Origin of the sequence: Brevundimonas sp., from assembly GCF_047617075.1 — a bacterium.
Taxonomy (GTDB): domain Bacteria; phylum Pseudomonadota; class Alphaproteobacteria; order Caulobacterales; family Caulobacteraceae; genus Brevundimonas.
Map to the genome: position 1 here is coordinate 154,932 of NZ_JBLGCI010000006.1, position 18,774 is coordinate 173,705.

The 18,774-nt window shown below is 68.1% G+C and carries 19 protein-coding genes; 13 read left to right on the plus strand and 6 right to left on the minus strand.

Annotation, left to right across the window (positions count from 1 at the left end):
• Positions 1-162: 162 nt before the first annotated feature.
• Together ACI8U3_RS08590 and ACI8U3_RS08595 are read right to left on the minus strand one after the other, a co-directional pair.
• Entirely contained in the window at positions 163-1,296 is a 1,134-nt protein-coding gene (locus ACI8U3_RS08590) for a L,D-transpeptidase family protein (RefSeq protein WP_415014454.1), read from the minus strand.
• A gap of 79 nt (positions 1,297-1,375) precedes the next feature.
• Positions 1,376-1,540, minus strand: coding sequence for a hypothetical protein (locus ACI8U3_RS08595; RefSeq protein ID WP_415014455.1), 165 nt, complete (start codon positions 1,538-1,540; stop codon positions 1,376-1,378).
• 123 nt (positions 1,541-1,663) lie between these two features.
• Here ACI8U3_RS08595 and ACI8U3_RS08600 point away from each other — a divergent pair, with 123 nt between their 5' ends.
• The 4 genes from ACI8U3_RS08600 (at position 1,664) to rplA (ending at position 5,167) form a co-directional block, all read left to right on the plus strand.
• Positions 1,664-2,806: a GNAT family N-acetyltransferase gene (locus tag ACI8U3_RS08600; RefSeq protein WP_415014456.1), complete on the plus strand. Its 1,143-nt coding sequence runs from the start codon at positions 1,664-1,666 to the stop codon at positions 2,804-2,806.
• A 2-nt stretch (positions 2,807-2,808) separates the two neighbouring features.
• Positions 2,809-3,705, plus strand: a complete 897-nt coding sequence (locus tag ACI8U3_RS08605; RefSeq protein ID WP_415014457.1) for a transcriptional regulator — start codon at positions 2,809-2,811, stop codon at positions 3,703-3,705.
• Between the two features lie 338 nt (positions 3,706-4,043).
• The gene (gene rplK / locus ACI8U3_RS08610) at positions 4,044-4,472 is read left to right on the plus strand and encodes a 50S ribosomal protein L11 (protein WP_021698287.1); all 429 of its coding nucleotides are present in this window, start codon (positions 4,044-4,046) and stop codon (positions 4,470-4,472) included.
• Between the two features lie 5 nt (positions 4,473-4,477).
• Positions 4,478-5,167, plus strand: coding sequence for a 50S ribosomal protein L1 (gene rplA / locus ACI8U3_RS08615; protein WP_415014458.1), 690 nt, complete (start codon positions 4,478-4,480; stop codon positions 5,165-5,167).
• Between the two features lie 341 nt (positions 5,168-5,508).
• On the opposite strand, the gene ACI8U3_RS08620 is transcribed toward rplA, so the two are convergent.
• Entirely contained in the window at positions 5,509-6,678 is a 1,170-nt protein-coding gene (locus ACI8U3_RS08620) for an aspartyl/asparaginyl beta-hydroxylase domain-containing protein (protein WP_415014459.1), read from the minus strand.
• Between the two features lie 153 nt (positions 6,679-6,831).
• On the opposite strand from ACI8U3_RS08620, the gene ACI8U3_RS08625 reads away from it, so the two are divergent.
• The 3 genes from ACI8U3_RS08625 (at position 6,832) to rplL (ending at position 8,768) form a co-directional block, all read left to right on the plus strand.
• Complete coding sequence (locus ACI8U3_RS08625; protein WP_415014460.1) at positions 6,832-7,404, plus strand: DUF2059 domain-containing protein; 573 nt, start codon at positions 6,832-6,834, stop codon at positions 7,402-7,404.
• Positions 7,405-7,811: 407 nt separating this feature from the next.
• Positions 7,812-8,327, plus strand: a complete 516-nt coding sequence (rplJ, locus tag ACI8U3_RS08630) for a 50S ribosomal protein L10 (protein WP_415014461.1) — start codon at positions 7,812-7,814, stop codon at positions 8,325-8,327.
• Between the two features lie 57 nt (positions 8,328-8,384).
• Complete coding sequence (rplL, locus tag ACI8U3_RS08635) at positions 8,385-8,768, plus strand: 50S ribosomal protein L7/L12 (RefSeq protein ID WP_021698281.1); 384 nt, start codon at positions 8,385-8,387, stop codon at positions 8,766-8,768.
• Between the two features lie 108 nt (positions 8,769-8,876).
• On the opposite strand, the gene ACI8U3_RS08640 is transcribed toward rplL, so the two are convergent.
• On the minus strand, positions 8,877-10,823 hold the full coding sequence (locus tag ACI8U3_RS08640; RefSeq protein ID WP_415014462.1) for a M61 family metallopeptidase: 1,947 nt from the start codon (positions 10,821-10,823) through the stop codon (positions 8,877-8,879).
• 195 nt (positions 10,824-11,018) lie between these two features.
• Here ACI8U3_RS08640 and secG point away from each other — a divergent pair, with 195 nt between their 5' ends.
• From secG to eno, 5 genes are all read left to right on the plus strand, one after another.
• The gene (secG, locus tag ACI8U3_RS08645; RefSeq protein ID WP_415014463.1) at positions 11,019-11,432 is read left to right on the plus strand and encodes a preprotein translocase subunit SecG; all 414 of its coding nucleotides are present in this window, start codon (positions 11,019-11,021) and stop codon (positions 11,430-11,432) included.
• Between the two features lie 88 nt (positions 11,433-11,520).
• Complete coding sequence (locus ACI8U3_RS08650) at positions 11,521-13,170, plus strand: CTP synthase (protein WP_415014464.1); 1,650 nt, start codon at positions 11,521-11,523, stop codon at positions 13,168-13,170.
• Positions 13,171-13,304: 134 nt separating this feature from the next.
• Positions 13,305-13,487, plus strand: coding sequence for a 50S ribosomal protein L32 (gene rpmF, locus ACI8U3_RS08655; protein ID WP_045319302.1), 183 nt, complete (start codon positions 13,305-13,307; stop codon positions 13,485-13,487).
• A gap of 136 nt (positions 13,488-13,623) precedes the next feature.
• Positions 13,624-14,238 (plus strand): hypothetical protein, encoded by a 615-nt coding sequence (locus ACI8U3_RS08660; protein WP_415014465.1) that lies wholly within the window; start codon positions 13,624-13,626, stop codon positions 14,236-14,238.
• A gap of 79 nt (positions 14,239-14,317) precedes the next feature.
• Positions 14,318-15,595: a phosphopyruvate hydratase gene (gene eno, locus ACI8U3_RS08665; protein ID WP_415014466.1), complete on the plus strand. Its 1,278-nt coding sequence runs from the start codon at positions 14,318-14,320 to the stop codon at positions 15,593-15,595.
• Positions 15,596-15,617: 22 nt separating this feature from the next.
• Here eno and ACI8U3_RS08670 read toward each other — a convergent pair whose 3' ends face one another.
• Positions 15,618-16,475 (minus strand): hypothetical protein, encoded by an 858-nt coding sequence (locus ACI8U3_RS08670; protein ID WP_415014467.1) that lies wholly within the window; start codon positions 16,473-16,475, stop codon positions 15,618-15,620.
• Positions 16,465-17,370 (minus strand): ABC transporter ATP-binding protein, encoded by a 906-nt coding sequence (locus tag ACI8U3_RS08675; protein ID WP_415014468.1) that lies wholly within the window; start codon positions 17,368-17,370, stop codon positions 16,465-16,467. The genes ACI8U3_RS08670 and ACI8U3_RS08675 overlap by 11 nt, the downstream gene beginning before the upstream one ends.
• A 100-nt stretch (positions 17,371-17,470) precedes the next feature.
• Here ACI8U3_RS08675 and ACI8U3_RS08680 point away from each other — a divergent pair, with 100 nt between their 5' ends.
• A complete protein-coding gene (locus tag ACI8U3_RS08680; protein ID WP_415014469.1) occupies positions 17,471-18,691 on the plus strand; it encodes an ectonucleotide pyrophosphatase/phosphodiesterase in 1,221 nt (406 codons plus the stop codon).
• The last annotated feature ends 83 nt before the right edge of the window (positions 18,692-18,774 follow it).

An 18,774-nucleotide genomic window follows, 5' to 3' on the forward strand; every position in this document is an offset into this window, starting at 1 on the left:
GACTGTGAGATTGCGGCGGCACAACCCGTGTCACAACCGGCCAGAGTGAAGCCGACACGAGGGCGCCGAGAACTGATTCACGCGACACGGGCGCTGCCATAGGGCGACCTCAAGCGCGAACGGGAGCATTGACAATCACCTTTCTCAATCCGCCGCTCCGCCCTAGATAAACTCGACCTCCACCCCCTGCTCCACAGCGGCGGCCAGGTGTTCGGCGTCCCAGTTCGTCAGGCGGACGCAGCCGCTGGAGGCGGTCTTGCCGATGTCCGCCGGGTCCGGCGTGCCGTGGATGCCGTAGGTGTCGCGGGACAGGTCGATCCAGACCGAGCCCACCGGATTGTTCGGCCCCGGCGGGATCACCACCGCGCTGCCGCCGCTGCTGGAGCTGAGCCGCGACGGGTCATAGGTATAGTTGGGCTCCGGCGCGACCGCCCGCACCGTATGCGTGCCGGAAGGCGAGGGAGTCTCGCCGCTGCCGATGGTGGCCGGATAGAAGGCCAGCAGGTCGCCGTCTGAATCAAAGGCGCGCACCGAACTTTCTTCCTTGTTCACGACGACCCGGGCCACCTCGCCGTCCATCTCGGCCGATCCGGTGGAGGCGACGACGATGGTCTGGCCTGCACGACCAAAGTCGACATCGGGGTTCAGGGCGTCCAGCAGATCGGGGCTCATATGGAATTTCTCGGCCAGCGCCTCGCGGGCATCGGCGTACCCCACCGTCTCCAGTTCACCCAAGGCCTGCATGTCGTCCGGGACCTCGCCGATGAACGGCCCGGCCGCATCCTCCTCAGTGATGGTGTAGTCGGTCAGCACCCGGTCCGTGTCGCCCGAGGTCAGCTGCTCAAACACCTCGGCGCTCAGTTCCCCGGTCACCTCCAGATCATGGGCCTCCTGAAAGGCGGCGATGGCCTGGCGGCTGTTCTCGCCGCCCAACCCGTCGATGATCCCGGGCGAGAAGCGGGTGCGGTCCAGCAGGATCTGCGCCCGCACCATGGCCGGCTCGGGTCGCGCATCCTCCAGTTCGCCCGCAACCGCGCCGCCGCGGTCGGGCTCGCTGGAGGCGCCGATTCCATCCTGTCCGTCCGATGACCCGTCGGTCGTCGATCCGTTGTCGTCGTCCGACTCGGGCGGGGTGAAGGTCGCTGACTCGATCGAGTCCCGCAGCCGTGACGCTTCATCCGAAGCCGGGCTGGCCGCCTCCGTGGCGGGCTGCTCACGATCCCTGTCGCCACACGCAGAAACACCCAGCAGGGGCAGGGCGGCGAGCAGGGCGAAACGGGATGGGCGAAGGATCATGAACAAGGTCCAGAAGGGGTGTCCCTGACCAACCCCGCGCGGTCGCGCCTGTTCCATGCGCCGTTCGCGTCCGCGGCGCCTAGTTCTTCTCGCCCGTGGCCGGGTCGGTCCGGGTCTCGCCGGAGTTGGACGAACCCTTGGAGCCCTTCGGCTCGGTGGCGGGACGGGGCGGTTCGCCCTCGTGGGCGGGCTTGCGCTGTTCTTCGTTTTCGACAGAGCGATTGTCGGGGCGTTCGTCGGTCATGACCTTGATCTCCTGTGTGATCCGTCAACGCGCCGCGCGCCGGTGGGGTTTCGTTCACCATGCCCCTAAACCGTCCTGCAACGGGGACAGGGTTAAGGTCTGGCCATGCGACAGGAGCCCGGCATGCAAACCCTGACCGTCGAGATCATGGCGGCCGACGCCCTGGGCGAGTCCGAATGGACCCTGTGGCGCGAGATGGTCGCCGCCAACCCGGACCTGACCTCGCCCTATTTCCGCCCGCGCTTCACCCGCGTCGCCGCCCGCGTCAGCCCCGGCGCCGCCGTGGCGGTGCTGCACCGGGGCGGCGAGATCGCCGGCTTCTTCCCGTTCCAGCGTCGCGGCGGCTCTATCCTGCCGCTGGGCGCGCCCATGAACGACTATCACGGCGTCATCGCCCGCCCGGGCGAAGCGCCCGAGTTGCACGAGCTGGCCCGGCTGCTGAACGCCCCGCGTCTGAACGTGGGCGCCTGGGTGGGCGAGGCGAGGGGGATGATCGCGCGGGACTGCCTCATGGTCGCCCTGCCCGAGGAGGGCTACGACGCCTGGTACGCCGAGCGCCGCGCCACCGAGCGCAAATATTTCAAGGACAAGGAACGGGCCCGCCGGGGGCTGGAGCGCGACCTGGGCGTCATCGAGACCCGCACCAACCAGCGCGACACGGCCCTGCTGGATCACCTGATCGAGCTGAAGCGCGATCAGTACCGCCGCACGGGCCGCCACGACATCTTCGCCTGCGGCTGGACGGCGGATCTGCTGCACGCCCTGATGGACGAGCAGGACGGCGACTTCGGCGCCTCCATCGCCACCCTGACGGCGGGCGACACCCTGGCCGCCATGGAGTTCTCCCTGCACGCCGGGAACCGCTGGCACTTCTGGTTCCCGGTTTATGAGCCCGCCGCCGCCCGCTGCTCGCCGGGCATCATGCTCAGCATGGACACCATGCGGCTGATGGGCGCGCGCGGTTACCGCGTGTTCGACTACGGCTTCGGCGGCGAGGGCTACAAGAAGTACTTCTGCAACGACTCCCAGACCGTGCACGAGGGCGTCATCGTGCGCCCCGGCCTGGGTGCGACGGTCAGCCAGGCGGCCGTGGGCGTGCTCGACGCGGCGGGCGGTGCGCGCGGCGCGCGCCTGCGCGACAGCGTGCGCCGCCGCTGGTCCGCCATCGAGGCCTGCGAGACTGACGCCGGCGGCCGTGCGCGCGGCGTCATTCAGGCGGCCCGCGCCGCCATCGCCAAGGCGGGCCCCGCCCGCGCCGAGGCCTGAGCATGAACGGCGCCCGCGACACCGGCCCCATCCGCGAGGCCCAGGTCTTCCCCCACGGTCTGGTGGCCGCCGGGTTCGCCGAGGACGACCGTCTGGCGGCGGTGCTGGACCGCTATCCCGCCGACCTGATCGACATCAATCTGTACGACTATCAGGACGACGGCGGCCACACCCTGCGCACCGGCGCGCGGGGCGCCCTGTCCGGCGCGGACCTGCTCAAGGCCATCCAGCAGGGCCGCCTGTGGGTCAATCTGCGCGACGTTCAGGACGGCTGGCCCGAGCTTTGGGCCGCCGCCATGGCCGAGTTCGGCGCCATCCAGTCCGCCATCCCCGGCCTGAAGGCCGTGCGCAACGCCGGCCAGCTGATCCTGTCCTCGCCCAGGTCGGGCGCGCCCTATCATTTCGACGCGGCGGGCGTGGTCCTGTTCCACATGCGCGGCCGCAAGCGCGTCTTCGTCTATCCCGGCGACGAGACCCACCTGCCGGAACACAGCATGGAGCAGGTGGTCGCCCTGCAGACCACCGAGGAAATCCCCTACCGCCCCGACTTCGAGGCCGACGCAAGGGTGATCGATCTGGAGCCCGGCCAGGCCCTGACCTGGCCCCTGTACGCCCCGCACCGGGTGCGCAATCTGGATCAGTTCTGCGTCTCGCTCTCCATGGACTTCCAGACCTGGGGATCGCGCTTCAGGAACGGGGCCCTGTTCACCAATGCGGTGCTGCGCGAGCGCGGCGGTCGACCCCGCCCCACCGACCGCATGGCCCGCCACGAGCTGGCCGCCCGCTGGGCCGCCGCCCTGGCGCTGAAGAAGGCCGGGGTGATGAAGAGCCGCATCCACGACCTGACCCGCGACTTCGAGCCCGACGCCGAAGCGGCGGACGGCGTGAGGGCGCTCTAGCTTTCCCTCTCCCAATGGGAGAGGGCTGCGCGCACGGATGCGCCAGCATCCGTCCTTCGCGCGCAGGGTGAGGGTCGTAGGGCGGCCATCTGAAACACTCGACCCTCATCCCCCGCGCGCAGAACCTCCGCGCTGACGCGCTCCGGTGCGCGGGTTCCCCCTTCTCCCACCGGGAGAAGGTCCGTAGGCCGTTTGCCTTTCCACCCCCGCTCTGATAGACGCCCGCCTTCGCTTCCGTGACCCCGGTCTCGGAGGCGGCAAATCCGTGGGAGGCAGCCATGCCGGACCACGGCTCACCGGCCCCGATTGAGTTCGGGGCTTCATAACAGGAGAGATCAATGGCCAAGAAGATTCTCGGCTACATCAAGCTGCAGGTGCCGGCCGGCGCGGCGACCCCGTCGCCCCCCATCGGTCCGGCCCTCGGTCAGCGCGGCGTCAACATCATGGGCTTCTGCAAGGAGTTCAACGCGCGCACCGAGTCGTTCGGCAAGGGCACGCCCCTGCCGACCGTGATCACCGTCTATCAGGACAAGAGCTTCACCTTCATCACCAAGACGCCTCCGGCGACCTGGTACCTGAAGGAAGCCACCAAGCTGAAGTCGGGCGCCAAGCTCACCGGCCGCGAAACGGTCGGCAAGATCACGCGCGCCCAGCTGCGCGAGATCGCGGAAAAGAAGATGAAGGACCTGAACGCCAACGACATCGAGGCGGCCGCCAACATCATCGAAGGCTCGGCCCGCGCGATGGGCCTGAAGGTGGAGGGCTGATCGACATGGCAAAGCAACCCAAGCGCATCCAGGCCTGGACCGGCGACCGTGAGGCCCCCATGGCCTTCGCCGACGCCATCAAGGCCGTCAAGGACAACGCCAAGGCCAAGTTCGACGAGTCGATCGAGATCGCCGTCAACCTGGGCGTTGATCCCCGTCACGCCGACCAGCAGGTCCGCGGCGTCGTCAACCTGCCGTCCGGCACCGGCCGCGACGTGCGCGTCGCCGTCTTCGCCAAGGACGCCAAGGCGGAAGAAGCCAAGGCCGCCGGCGCCGAACACGTGGGCGCCGAAGACCTGTACGAGAAGATCAACGGCGGCTTCATGGAGTTCGACCGCGTGATCGCCTCGCCGGACATGATGGCCCTCGTCGGCCGTCTGGGTAAGGTGCTGGGCCCGCGCGGCCTGATGCCGAACCCCAAGGTCGGCACCGTGACCCCGAACGTCGCCCAGGCCGTCAAGGACGCCAAGGGCGGCGCCGTGGAGTTCCGCGTCGAGAAGGCGGGCATCGTCCACGCCGGCATCGGCAAGGCCTCCTTCACCCAGGAAGCCCTGGAAGCCAACGTCAAGGCGATCGTCGACGCCCTGTCCAAGGCCAAGCCCTCGGGCGCCAAGGGCACCTATGTGAAGAAGATCAGCCTGTCGTCCACCATGGGCCCGGGCTTCAAGATCGACCCGGCCTCGCTGGGCGCCTGATCGGCTTCAGAGCTTGAATGAATGAGGCGGCGGAGAGCAATCTCCGCCGCCTTTTTCGTGTGTGCCGCGGCCCCAGCCTCGTGCCCACACCCGCGGCGCAGAACCAGGCCCTTGTCATCCCGGAAGCGCCGCCAGGCGCTATCCGGGACGGGCCGCTCCAAACACCCAGATCAGGCCCGGACGGCGCACTGCGACGATCCGGGCCACGGTTCCCCGCTAAGACGCCCGCCCTGCGCCCGGCTCAGCCGCACGGCAGTCCGGGCGGCGGGATCAGCGTGCCCTCCGTCCCGGCTCTCCGCTTCGCTTCGGCCGGGATGACAAGGACGCCCACCTCGGCCACCTCACCCCGCCGTCAGATACTCCCGCTGCGCGTTCAGCATGGCGGTGATCAGGGCCTTTTCCGCCTCGGTCAGGAACGGGTTCCACACGTCGAAGATCAGGATCACCCGCATCTGGTCCGCGTCGTTCCAGGCCTCGTGCTCGATGGTGTCGTCGAACACCCAGGCCTGACCCATCTCCCAGTCCCGCGTCGTATTGCCGACCCGGAACCGCGCCGGCCCCGGCAGGATCAGGGGCAGGTGGGTCAGCAGCCGCACGTTCGATGATCCGGTGTGCGGCGGGATGTGCGTGCGCGGCTTCAGGGCCGAGAAGGTGACCGTGGGCGCATAGCCGTCCTGCGTGGCCATGGGCAGGCTCTCCAGCAGGGCCGTCGTGCCCGGGCACCGGTCGCAGGCGCCGTCCTGTTTCACCCCGTTCTTCCACAGGAAGGCCGCGCTCCAGTCCTGGGAATGGTTCAGATCCTTCCACTGATTGACCGGCACGCCCTTTGGAAAGGCGATGTAGGGGGCGAAGGCCTCGCCGGGCTCGGCCAGAAAGGTCTTCAGCTCGGCCACGATCATGTCCGTGCCGGCCTCCAGCTGCGCCAGCCAGGGAAAGTGCGCCCGGTCATAGAAGGAGATGGAGGGCAGGCGGGCGTAGTTGAGCAGCAGCGGCTCCTGCTTCACCGGCGGCGACACGCCGGCGAACACGTCCAGGCTTTCGTCGAACCGGTCGCCGTCCTCCGATCCGCACTGGCCGCGCAGGTCCGCCACGGCGTCGCGCAGATGCTCCCGCAGACGGGCGGCCTCGGCCTGCACCAGATCCCGCGCCTTGGCGATCTGGGCCACCAGTTGGGGCGGACACCGCTCCTGCGGCGGCGCGATCTTCAGAGCGTTGCGATAGATGCCGACGGCCAGCCGCGGCTTGCCCATCATCTCCAGGATCGCGCCCTTTGAGAGCAGGGCCATGAACTCATAGGGGTCGAGCGCCAGCACTCGGTCCAGCACTGCGATCGCTCCTGGCAGATCGCCCTGCAGCCTGAGGGCCAGGGCCCGCGTCATGCCCGAGGCGACCGTGAATCCGCCCGCGTCTGCCCGGTCCAGCAGCGCCAGGGCGCCGGCCACGTCGCGGCGGGCCAGCGCCTGATTGGCTTGTTGAATGGCGTCTGAAGCGGACGGACCCGACTGAAACACGCGTGCGTCCCCCAACGCGAACATGACAATCCGTACAGCTTGGCCCCTTTTTCGCCATGGTCAAGCGAACCGTGTGCGAACAGTCGGATGCATGAAGGTTGAGGCGCCGCCCCGCCTGCGCCACTGTGGGCTGAACAGCCGTCGAGGGGCCCCATGAAGCGTTTGATCCTGACCACCATCCTGGGCCTGGCCCTGACCACGACCGCCGCCGCTCAGGAGCCGGAGGTCGAGATGACGGAGGAGCCGCTGATCCTGGTCGTTCCGGCTGCTCCGGACGATGACGCGGCGCGCCGGCTGGAACTGGCGGAACGGTATGTGGAGCTTTCCCAGGGCGACAGCCTGGCGGACATGGCCCAGACCTACATCGACGAGCTGCTCGCTGCTGACACTCAGTCCGAGGCGGCGCACCGGGAGTGGTTTCGCGTCAATCTGCCCCGCGAGATGACCAATCTGATGACCGCCATCATGGACGGCCTCGTTCCGGTCTTTGCAGAACGCCTCACCGTCGAGGAGCTCACGGCGCTGGTGGATTTCTACGAGACGCCCCTGGGGCGATCGATCGCTCAGAAGCAGGTGGAGATCGGCATGGATCAGGGCATGGCCATGGAGGCCGCGGTGCTGCAGTTCCAGCTGGATCTGATGCGCAAGTTCTGCACCGAGTTCGATTGCTCGGAAGCTGCGGCCTCCGGCCCGCGCCCGGACAAGCAGGGCGTCCAGCGGAACTAGAGCCTGATCGGTTGAGGTGGAACCGCGAAGCGATTCCACCGATGCCGTGAATCAGGCTCTCGCATCATGCTGGACAGATTTCGGTCCAGCCGTTTGATTTTCGCGACCACGCGTGTATAGAGCGCGCCTTGCGTCGTCGGGCCCCGGTCCGGCGATGTTCCTGTCCGAGAACTTCGGGGTCTGGGGGTCGCCCAGGCCGTAAGCGCGGAACGGCCGTTCCGCCCTGGGGGGAGATGGGGATGCGAACGTCTCGGCCCGCCGCCCTGCGCGACGGACAGGATCGCCGCTTCCTTCGGACAATACGACCGGCCCGGCGTCATCGCGCAAGCCCTTGGGCGCAAGCGATGCTGTCTGGCCAAGCGGCGTCGGGATCGTCCCGTCGCCGTAACGACTGAACGGAGACCGCAATGGACCGCGCACAAAAGGCCGAGTCGATCGAGACGCTGAAGGGCGTTTTCGCTGACGCCGGCGCCGTGGTCGTGACCCACAACCTGGGTCTGACCGTTGCGGAAATGACCGATCTGCGTGGCCGCCTTCGTGCTGAAGGCGCCACGTTCAAGGTGGTGAAGAACCGCCTGGCGCTGAAGGCGCTGGACGGCAAGGGCGGCGACGCGGTGCAGGACCTGTTCAAGGGCCCTGTCGGAATCGCCTATGCGCCCGACGCCGTTTCGGCCGCCAAGGTGACCGCCAAGTTCGCCAAGGAGAACGACAAGTTCGTGATCATGGGCGGACTGATGGACGAGACTGTCCTGGACGCCAAGGGCATCGAAGCCCTGTCCAAGCTGCCGTCCCTGGACGAACTGCGCGCCAAGCTCGTCGGCCTTCTCAACGCCCCGGCCACCAAGATCGCGGGCGTCGTGCAGGCTCCGGCCGGCCAACTGGCCCGCGTCATGGGCGCTTACGCCGCCAAGGACGCGGCGTAAGCCGTCTGATCGATCATCTCTGCAAACCTCTGAAATCCACCCGAAGGAAATACTCAAATGGCTGATCTCTCCAAGATCGTTGACGACCTGTCCGCCCTGACCGTTCTGGAAGCCGCCGAACTGGCCAAGCTGCTGGAAGAAAAGTGGGGCGTCTCGGCCGCTGCTCCGGTGGCCATGGCCGCCGCCGGCGGTGGCGCTGCTGCTCCGGCTGAAGCCGCCGAAGAGCAAACCGAGTTCACCGTTGTCCTGACGGACGGCGGCGACAAGAAGATCAACGTGATCAAGGAAGTCCGCGGCGCCCGTCCGGACCTGGGCCTCAAGGAAGCCAAGGACCTGGTCGAAGGCGCTCCGCAGAACGTCGTCGAGAACGTCTCCAAGCAGGCCGCCGAAGAGCTGAAGAAGAAGCTCGAGGAAGCCGGCGCCAAGGTCACGATCAAGTAAGGACTTTGTCCTTTCGCCCTAACGCGCCTTGCGCTGCTTGAGGGCGAGTGATCCAGCGCAAGCTGAACAGATTGCGGGCCGGGAGAGCGATCTCCCGGCCCGTTTTCTTTAGCGCCGCCGGGGCGCCAGGATGTCGCCCAGCCGGTCGCGGGTCCCCTCGATCCGCTCCAGCGTCGGGTAGCGCAGCCCGCCGGTGTAGGCGATCTCCACCGTACGGAAGCGGTCGCCGTTCTTGACGATCAGGCGGATCGGTCCGCCGTTCTTCGCCGCCGTCACCGCATCGCGCAGCCGCTCGGAGGAGGCGGCCATGTCGTTCACGGCCACGATCTCCCACCCCTGGGTCAGGCCCGCCTCGAACGCCGGGCTGTCCCACAGCACATTGGTGATGCTGTTTGACGCGGAGAGGGTGAAGCCCAGCGAGTGCAGGAAGTCCCGGCCCCAGTCGGCGCGCACCCGCTTGTAGGCCGCGTCCGGCTCCTCCACGAACGCTAGCCGGTAGCCGCCTCGCTCGATGCCGTCCAGCGGCGCCTGGGCCTCCGGTCCCACCGCGTCCAGACGCGCGCGCAGGAACCCGGCCCAGTCATGCTCATGCGCTGTGTTCAGTGCCGCCACCACATCGTCAAAGGTGTAGGGCCGCGGCTCCCAGACCCCGTCCTCGATGCCGAAGAAGGCCTGGGCGAAGTCGTCCAGCGAGCGCCGGTCCCGCGTCGCCTCACGGATCAGGGTGTCCGCGTCCAGCCACATGAGCAGCGCCTCGCGGTAGTAGTCACCGCCCGTGCGCGACCAGGTGGACCACGGGGTGGACGAGCGGTAGCCCAGCAGGTTCTGGTTCACCGTGTCCTGAAGCGCCCGCCATTCGCGCCCGCGCTGGGCGTCATAGAAGGCGGCGGTCCAGGCCAGATTGGCCAGCGCCATCTCCCGCGTCACCAGCTCCGACCGCGCCGCCAGCACCGCGCCCCAGTACTGGGTCTGGCCTTCATAGACCCATAGCAGGCTGTTCTGCACCGGCACGTTCAGATTGGGCGTCAGCTGGTCGGCGGGACGCCGGAACTTGCCGTTCCAGGTGTGGACATACTCGTGAGGCAGCAGCTCCAGATCGCCGTAGGGGGCGTTGTCCCAGTCCGAGAACATATCCGCTTCCAGGGTGTTCTCGGACGACCGGTGATGCTCCAGCCCGATGCCGCCCAGCCGATCCGTGGTCGCCACCAGGAACTCGTACCGGTCGAACGGCCGCACGCCGTAAAGTCTGTCCGCCTGGTCCACCAGATTGCGGAACGGCTCCAGATGATCCTCGACCTCGGTCAGCTCGTCGGCGTTGTCGGCCACCACGTGCATGTTCACCGGCGTGCGGCCGTCGGGATCTAGGTCGAACACCTGATAGTGCGCGCCGGCGAACATGGGGCTGTCGGCCAGCATCTCGACGCTGATGGGGGCGAACACCGCCTCGCCGTTCGAGAACGACTCTGTGTCCAGCGCCACGCCGTAGTTCCACCCGTCCGGCAGGCGCACGGTGGTCTGCACCATGATGCCGTCGTGCTCATAGCCCGCCGGGTACATCATCAGCTTCTCGAACTGCAGGTTCAGCATCTCCGGCGTCATCATGACCCGCCACTGGCTGGGGCTGATCTGGCTGAGATAATCGAAAGAGACCTCGATCTCGCTGACGCCCGCCGGGACGTCGATGTGGAAGGCGTAGGGATCGACCGTGTCGCGCACCCATTCCACGCGCTGGCCGCCTGCGCTGACCTGCACCCCGGCGACCAACTGGATCTGGCCCGTCGCCGCGTGGTTGCCCGGAATGTATTTGGGATACAGCAGCACCATGGGGCCCGCCTGGGCCACCGGGATGGTCTGGCGGACGCGGATGATCTTCCGCTCGGTGTCGGTGGCGTCCACATGGTGCCGGATCACGCCGGGATAGGGCTGGTCCACGGGCGCCGGGATGGGCGGCAGCTCGCGGGGCAGGGCGGGCGTTCCCACCTGGGTAGCGCTGGCGGCGGCGGGCAGGGCCGTCAGCAGGGCGGCAGCGCAGGCGGACAGGATCAGACGCTTCATCAAACTTTCCGGATCAGGCCGCCGGGCGCGACCGTCCGCACCGTTTCGCTCCGGCGGCTTCAGGTCAAGGCCGTGTCCGGCGCGGAAGAGGTTCGATCACGCCGTGCGTTGCCCCACGCGCACAAGGATGATAGACGCCGCCGCTTGATCGGCGCGCCCGAGTTCTCATATCAAGCGCCACACATCAGGCCCGCCATGCTCCAGACCATTCTCCTCGTCGTCATGATCCTGATCGGCCTCGCCCTGACCGGCGTGGTGCTGCTGCAACGCTCCGAGGGCGGCGCCCTGGGCATGGGCGGCGGCGGCAACAGCTTCATGACCGCGCGCGGAGCTGGCAACCTGCTAACCACCCTGACCTGGTGGCTTGGCGCCGCCTTCGGCGTTTGCGCCATCAGCCTGACCATCGTGGGCAACATGGAGCGGGGCGCCAGCTCGGTGCTGGACGCCGAGACCGTGGGTTCCATTGATCTGGACGCCACGACGACATCGCCGGCTGAACAGCAGCCTGCGGCCCCCGCGGCGCCGACCGGCCCCTCGCTGGACGATCTGGAAGCCAGCCTTCCCGCCGCCCCGGCCGCCCAGCCGGCCGGCGACGAGCCCGCTCAATAGGATGCGGACGGCGGTTATCCACCGCCTCCCACCACAGCCTCAAAGTCTCCGCAGTACGCCGCCCGAATCGGCGGTAAGGTAATTTCCCATGCCTCGTTATGTGTTCATCACCGGCGGCGTGGTCTCCTCCTTGGGCAAGGGCCTCGCCTCCGCCGCTCTCGGCGCGCTCCTGCAGGCGCGCGGCTACAAGGTCCGGCTGAGGAAGCTGGACCCCTATCTGAACGTCGATCCGGGGACCATGAGCCCCTATCAGCACGGCGAGGTGTTCGTCACCGACGACGGCGCCGAGACTGATCTGGACCTGGGCCACTATGAGCGGTTCACCGGCGTGTCGGCGGCAAAGACCGACAACGTCACCACCGGGCGCATCTACTCGACCATCCTGGAGAAGGAGCGGCGAGGGGACTATCTGGGCGCCACCGTCCAGGTGATCCCGCACGTCACCGACCAGATCAAACAGTTCTGCCTCAGTCCGGCCCAGACCGACGACGGTGAGGACGTGGACTTCGTACTGATCGAGATCGGCGGCACGGTGGGCGACATCGAGGGCCTGCCGTTCTTCGAGGCCATCCGCCAGCTGGGTCAGGACCTGCCGCGCGGCCAGAGCTGCTTCATGCACCTGACCCTGCTGCCGTTTATCAAGACGGCCGGCGAGATGAAGACCAAGCCGACGCAGCACTCGGTCAAGGAGCTGCGCTCCATCGGCATCCAGCCGGACATTCTGCTGTGCCGCTGCGAACAGCCGATTCCCGCCGACGAGAAGCGCAAGATCGGCCTGTTCTGCAACGTGCGCCCCTCGGGGGTCATCCAGGCCATGGATTCCGCCGACATCTATGCGGTGCCGCTGGACTATCACCGCGAGGGCCTGGACACCGAAATTCTGGCCCATTTCGGTATCACCGACGCCCCGGCGCCCGATCTGTCGGGCTGGGAAGAGATCGTGCGCCGCCGCACCAATCCGGACGGCGAAGTCACCGTGGCGGTGGTCGGCAAGTACACGGTGCTCAAGGACGCCTACAAATCCCTGATCGAGGCGCTGCATCACGGCGGCGTGGCCAACAACGTCAAGGTCAACATCGACTGGGTCGAGGCCGACACCTTCGAGGGCGACCGGGACGCGTGCGAGGAACGGCTGCAGGGCGCCCACGCGGTGCTGGTGCCCGGCGGCTTCGGCGAGCGCGGCGCCGAGGGCAAGATCCAGGCGGTCCGCTTCGCCCGCGAGCGCAACATTCCCTATTTCGGCATCTGCTTCGGCATGCAGATGGCGGTGATCGAATCGGCCCGTCATCTGGCCGGACTGGAGAAAGCCACCTCCACCGAGTTCGGCCCGGCCGAGGAGCCCATCGTCGGGCTGATGACCGAATGGACCCAGGGCAACCAGCGCATCATGCGGGCCCAGGGCGGCGATCTGGGCGGGACCATGCGTCTGGGCGCCTATGACTCCACCCTGATCGAGGGCTCGAAGATCGCGGAAATCTACGGCGCCACCGCCATCAGCGAGCGCCATCGTCACCGCTATGAGGTCAACATCAACTACCGCGACGCCATAGAGCGGGCGGGCATGACCATCTCCGGGCTGTCGCCCGACGGCGTCCTGCCGGAGACCGTGGAGCGCGCCGACCACCCGTGGTTCATCGGCGTGCAGTACCACCCCGAACTGAAGAGCCGCCCGTTCGCCCCGCACCCCCTGTTCGCCAGCTTCATCGCCGCGGCGGTGGTGCAGAGCCGGCTGGTGTAAGGCGCGTCGGAAAGACTTGAATCCCCGCCCGGCTTGAGGCATAAGCCCGCGCTCACGGGGCGGCCTGCATGGGCCGCCGCTATTGTTTTCGCGTCCGGTCGCCGGATGCACCGACCAGACTGGATGAGACGGACATGGCCGTTCCGAAGCGCAAAGTATCCCCCTCGCGTCGCAACATGCGGCGGGCCCACGACGCCCTGGGCGCCAACGCCTATACCGAGGACAAGGACACCGGCGAGCTGAAGCGCCCGCACCACATCGACCTGAAGACCGGCACCTATCGCGGCCGTCAGGTTCTGACGCCCAAGGAAGACTAGGCTTTTCAAGTCGCTCGTCCCGGCCAGCGCAGCGCGAAGCGAAGGCCGAGCCGGGATCCACGATTTTTACGGCGCGCGAGTCATCGCGCGCCGTTTTCGTGCGTTTATGCTGTCCGGACTCAACAGGAGACAGCCCATGATCCGCGCCTTCGTATTGCCCTCCATCGCCGTGCTGGCCCTGGCCGCCTGCGGTCAGCCCGATGATCCGGCCGAGGCGCCTGCGCCCGAAACGCCGGCCGCTGCGGAGGCCCCGGCGCAGACTTCTGATTCCAACGCGCTGAGCGCCCAGGGCTGGGGCCCGCTGCGTATCGGCATGACGCGCGAAGAGGTGGTCACGGCTCTGGGCGAAGACGCTAACCCGAACGCCGTGGGCGGCCCGGATCCAGAAGCCTGCGATCAGTTCCGCCCCGAACAGGCGCCTGAGAACATGCTCGTCATGCTGGAGCAGGGCGTGCTGACGCGCATCTCGGTGGCGGACGGTTCCGATCTGGAGACCGATCGCGGCTTCGGCGTGGGCGACAGCGCCGCCGACATCAAGGCCGCCTATGGCGATGACGCCCAGGTCAGCCCCCATAAATATGTCGACGCGCCGGCCGAATACATCACGGTCTGGACCGACGGCCCGTCGGACGAACCCTACCGCGAGGACGCCGACGCGCGCGGCGTGGTCTACGAGATCGGCGATGACGGAAACGTCAGCATGATCCACGTGGGCGGGCCGTCCATCCAGTACGTGGAAGGCTGTTCGTAACAGGCTTTCAGTTGGCTCGGGAGGGCGCGCGGGCTAAAGGCTGGCGCGCCCTTTCCAATTCTCGCACCGGGACTTGACCATGACCGACATCGCCGACATCACCGCCCGCCAGATCCTGGACAGCCGGGGCAACCCGACGGTCGAGGTGGACGTGGTGCTGGAGGATGGCGCCTTCGGTCGCGCGGCCGTGCCGTCCGGCGCCTCGACCGGCGCCCACGAGGCGGTGGAGAAGCGCGACGGCGACAAGGACATGTGGGGCGGCAAGGGCGTCCAGAAGGCCATCGATGCGGTCAACGGCGAGATTTTCGACGCCCTGTCGGGCATGGACGCCGAGGATCAGCGCCGCATCGACATGGCCATGATCGAACTGGACGGAACCCAGAACAAGGGCCGCCTGGGCGCCAACGCCATTCTGGGCGTCAGCCTGGCTGCGGCCAAGGCCAGCGCCGTGTCGGCGGGCCTGCCGCTGTACCGCTATGTGGGCGGCGTCTCGGCCCGCATGCTGCCGACCCCGATGATGAACATCATCAACGGCGGCGCCCATGCCGACAATCCCATCGACATCCAGGAGTTCATGATCCTGCCCTCCGGGGCGGAGAACTTCTCGGAGGCCCTGCGCATGGGCGCGGAGATTTTCCACAGCCTGAAGAAGGCCCTGAAGGACGCGGGCCACAACACCAACGTGGGCGACGAGGGCGGCTTCGCGCCAAACCTGAAGTCCGCCGACGAGGCCCTGGCCTTCATCACCAAGGCGGGCGAGGCGGCCGGCTATCTGGCGGGCGAGGACTTCCAGCTGGGTCTGGACGTGGCCTCCACCGAGTTCTTCAAGGACGGCAAGTACGTCATGGCGGGCGAGGGCAAGACCGTCGATCAGGAGGGCATGGTCGCCTATCTGGCCGACCTGTGCGCGCGCTTCCCCATCGTCTCCATCGAGGACGGCTGCGCCGAGGACGACTTCGACGGCTGGCGCCTGTTGACCGAGCGTCTGGGCGACAAGGTGCAGCTGGTGGGCGACGACCTGTTCGTGACCAATCCTGCGCGTCTGGCGGCGGGTATCGGCGAGGGCCTGGCCAACTCGATCCTGATCAAGGTCAACCAGATCGGCACCCTGTCCGAGACCCTGGACGCGGTCGAGATGGCCCACCGCGCGGGCTACACCGCCGTGATGAGCCACCGCTCGGGCGAGACCGAGGACTACACCATCGCCGACTTGTCAGTTGCCACGAACTGCGGACAGATCAAGACCGGCTCGCTGGCCCGCTCGGACCGCACGGCCAAGTACAATCAACTGCTGCGCATCGAGGAAATGCTGGGCGATCAGGCCCTGTACGCCGGCGACGGCATGATCCTGAGCTGATCGATCGCCTCAAGCGGCGGGGTCACTCCTTGGAGAGATCCTGCCGCTCGAAGATCGCCAGGGCCGCCAGCAGCGGCAGCATGGTCCAGCCGATCAAGCTGATCCATGCCTTTACCTGCAAGGCTACGGGAACCCCCGGCGCGCCTTCGCCGCCGATTAACAGGCCCTTCAGCGCATCGAACCCCTCGCCGGGCAACAGCAGCTGAAAGGTCCAGCTGTCAGGCGCGACGCCCATGCCGCCCAGGATCGGTGCGCCCAGCGCCTGGGCCGCCCCCAGGGCCATGGGGATGAACAGCGCCGCCAGCAGCGACCGGGTCGCCACCGCCGCCAGCAGGGCGACCATGGCGAACTGGACGATCCGCAGCCAGCCCAGACCGAACAGGCCCAAGAAGGCCCCGATCTGTTCGCCCGTCAGGCTGAACGTCACCGCGCGCTCGAAGATGGCCGCGCGGATGGGTTCGCCGATCATGATGAAGATCAGCAGGGCGACCATGGCGGCGAAGGCCAGGACGATCAGGGTCGCCAGCTTGGCCAGGATCAGGTTGGACCGCCGGTTGCGGGCCCGGATCAGGCGCCAGGTCTCCCACCGGTAGTCGCCGGCGAACAAGGTCGCCGCCCCGATCAGGACGAACAGCAGCACCGGTCCGTCGGCCAGCGACGAGGCGTTGCTGACCAGGGCGGCGCCCAGATCCAGCGGCGTCGAGACCATGCCCAGTTCAGCGCTGACCTCAGCCAGTTTTTCCTGATTGCCCTTGGCCGCCAAGCTGACGACGATCCCGAGGATCAGCGCCGCGATGGGGACGAACAGCACGCTCCAGAACAGGGCGGTGCGGTTGCGGGCCAGCCGATAACCCTCGGCGCGAATGGCGTCAGCCAGCATGGGGCGCCTCCTCCACAGTCAACTGGTTGAAGACGCTTTCCAGATCGGCGCCGACCCAGCGCGCCTCCTCGATCTCGGCGCCCTTTTCCGCAAGGGCGCGGATCAGGGCAGGGGCCTCGGACCGCTGGATGGCGGCCAGAACCGCCTCGCCGTCGCGCGTGCCCTTCATGCCCAGCAGGCCGAGCGCCGCATCGGCGGGGCGCAGGGTCAGGCGCAGGCGCTCGCGCCCGGCCACCAGATCGGCCACCGCGCCCTCTGCGGACAACCGCCCCTTGTTCAGGATGGCGACCCGGTCGCACAGTTTCTGCACCTCGGCCAGCTGGTGGCTGGCGATCACCACCGTCACGCCGTCATCGTCGGCCAGCGAGCGGATCAGGGCGCGCATCTCCTGTATGCCGGGCGGGTCCATGCCGCTGGTGGGCTCGTCCAGAATGACCAGCTCGGGCCGGGTCATCAGGGCCGCGGCCACGCCCAGCCTCTGGGCCATGCCGACGGAGAAGCCCCGCACCCTGCGGTCGGCGGCGGCGGTCAGGCCCACACGCTCCAGCCAGCCGGCGATGGCGGTCCGGTCGACGCCCTGGCCATGGCCCAGCGACACCCATTCCAGCACCTGCCGGGCGGTCATGTAGGGCGGAAAGCGCGGCGTTTCGATCATTGAGCCCATGCGCCGCATGGCGTGAACGTCCCCGACAGGGCCCCCCATCACGCGCGCCTCGCCCGCCGTTGGCCGGATCAGGCCCAGCAGGATGCGGAACAGGGTGGACTTGCCGGCGCCGTTCGGCCCCAGCACGCCGTAAACCCCGCCGCGCGGGATGGTCAGGCTGAAATCGTCCAGGGCCTTCACCGCCCCGTAGGCCTTGGACAGGCCGCGTGTCTCGATGACCGGTTCGCTCATAAGGTCGAGCTTGCGGGGTGCGCCGCTCCGCCGCAAGCCGTAAGACGGCTGTCACGGATTAAGATTAGGCAATGAGGCCGTCGTGCTGTCCGGAGTTTCCATGTCCCGCCTGCTGCTGATCCTGTTCGCCCTGACCCTGTCCGCCTGCGCCACCGTGCCGCCCGAGCGGGCGCAGACGGATGACCGGCCGCTGGTGATCCTGGTGGGCATCGACGGGTTCCGGCCCGACTATCTGGAGCGCGGCGTGACGCCGACCTTGGGCGGCCTGCGCGCCGACGGCGCCTTCGCCGCCATGAGGCCCTCGTTCCCGAGCGTGACCTTTCCCAACCACTATACCCTGGTGACGGGCGTGCATCCGGACCGCCACGGCATCGTCAACAACAGCATGGTGGATGCAGACCTGGGCCGCTTCTCGCTCGGAAACGCCGCCGCCGTCACTAATGGCGACTGGTGGAACGGGGGCGAGCCCATCTGGGTCACCGCCGAGCGTGCGGGCCTGACGACGGGCACCATGTTCTGGCCGGGGTCCGAGGCCGAGATCGAGGGGGTACGGCCCACCCACTGGACCGTATTCGACCAGTCCATGCCCGGGGATGCGCGGGTGGACCGGGTTCTGGAATGGCTGGATCTGCCCGGCGACCAGCGGCCCGACTTCGCCACCCTGTATTTCGACATCGTGGACACCGCCGGCCACCGCCATGGCCCGGAGGCGCCGGAAACGACGGAAGCCGCCGCCTCGGTGGACGCCTCCATCGCCCGGCTGATCGCGGGACTCGAGGCGCGCGGTCTGGCCGACCGGACCACCCTGGTCATCGTCGCCGACCACGGCATGGCCGCGACCTCGCCGGATCGCGCCATCTATCTGGATGATCTGGTCGATCTGGAGGCCATCCAGATCGTGCATGCGGGCGCCTTCGCCGGGTTCAATCCCGCGCCGGGCCGGGAGGCCGAGGTGCAGGCCGCCCTGGTCCGCCGTCACGCGAACATGGAATGCTTCAACAAGGCCGACCTGCCCGAACGGCTGGCCTATGGCCGCCATCCGCGCGTGCCCGCCATCCTGTGCCTGCCGGACACCGGCTGGCTTGTGGCCACCCGCGAGCGTCCCGTGCGCGGCCCCGGCGGCGCCCACGGCTATGACAACGCCGCGCCCGACATGGCCGCCCTGTTCATCGCCCACGGACCGGGCGTGCGTTCCGGCGTGACGCTGGACCAGATGGACGCCGTGGACGTTCAGCCCCTGCTGGCGCGCCTGCTGGGGATCGACGCACCGGCAGGCGATGGGGCGTTCGAGGATGCGGCTCCGGCGTTGATCCGGCCCTGACGTCGGGGGATGGAACAGGGAGGCGGGGGGCGCCGTTTCCTGACCGGCTCTGACCTGACCCTTGCGGCGCCTTGATGCCGTCC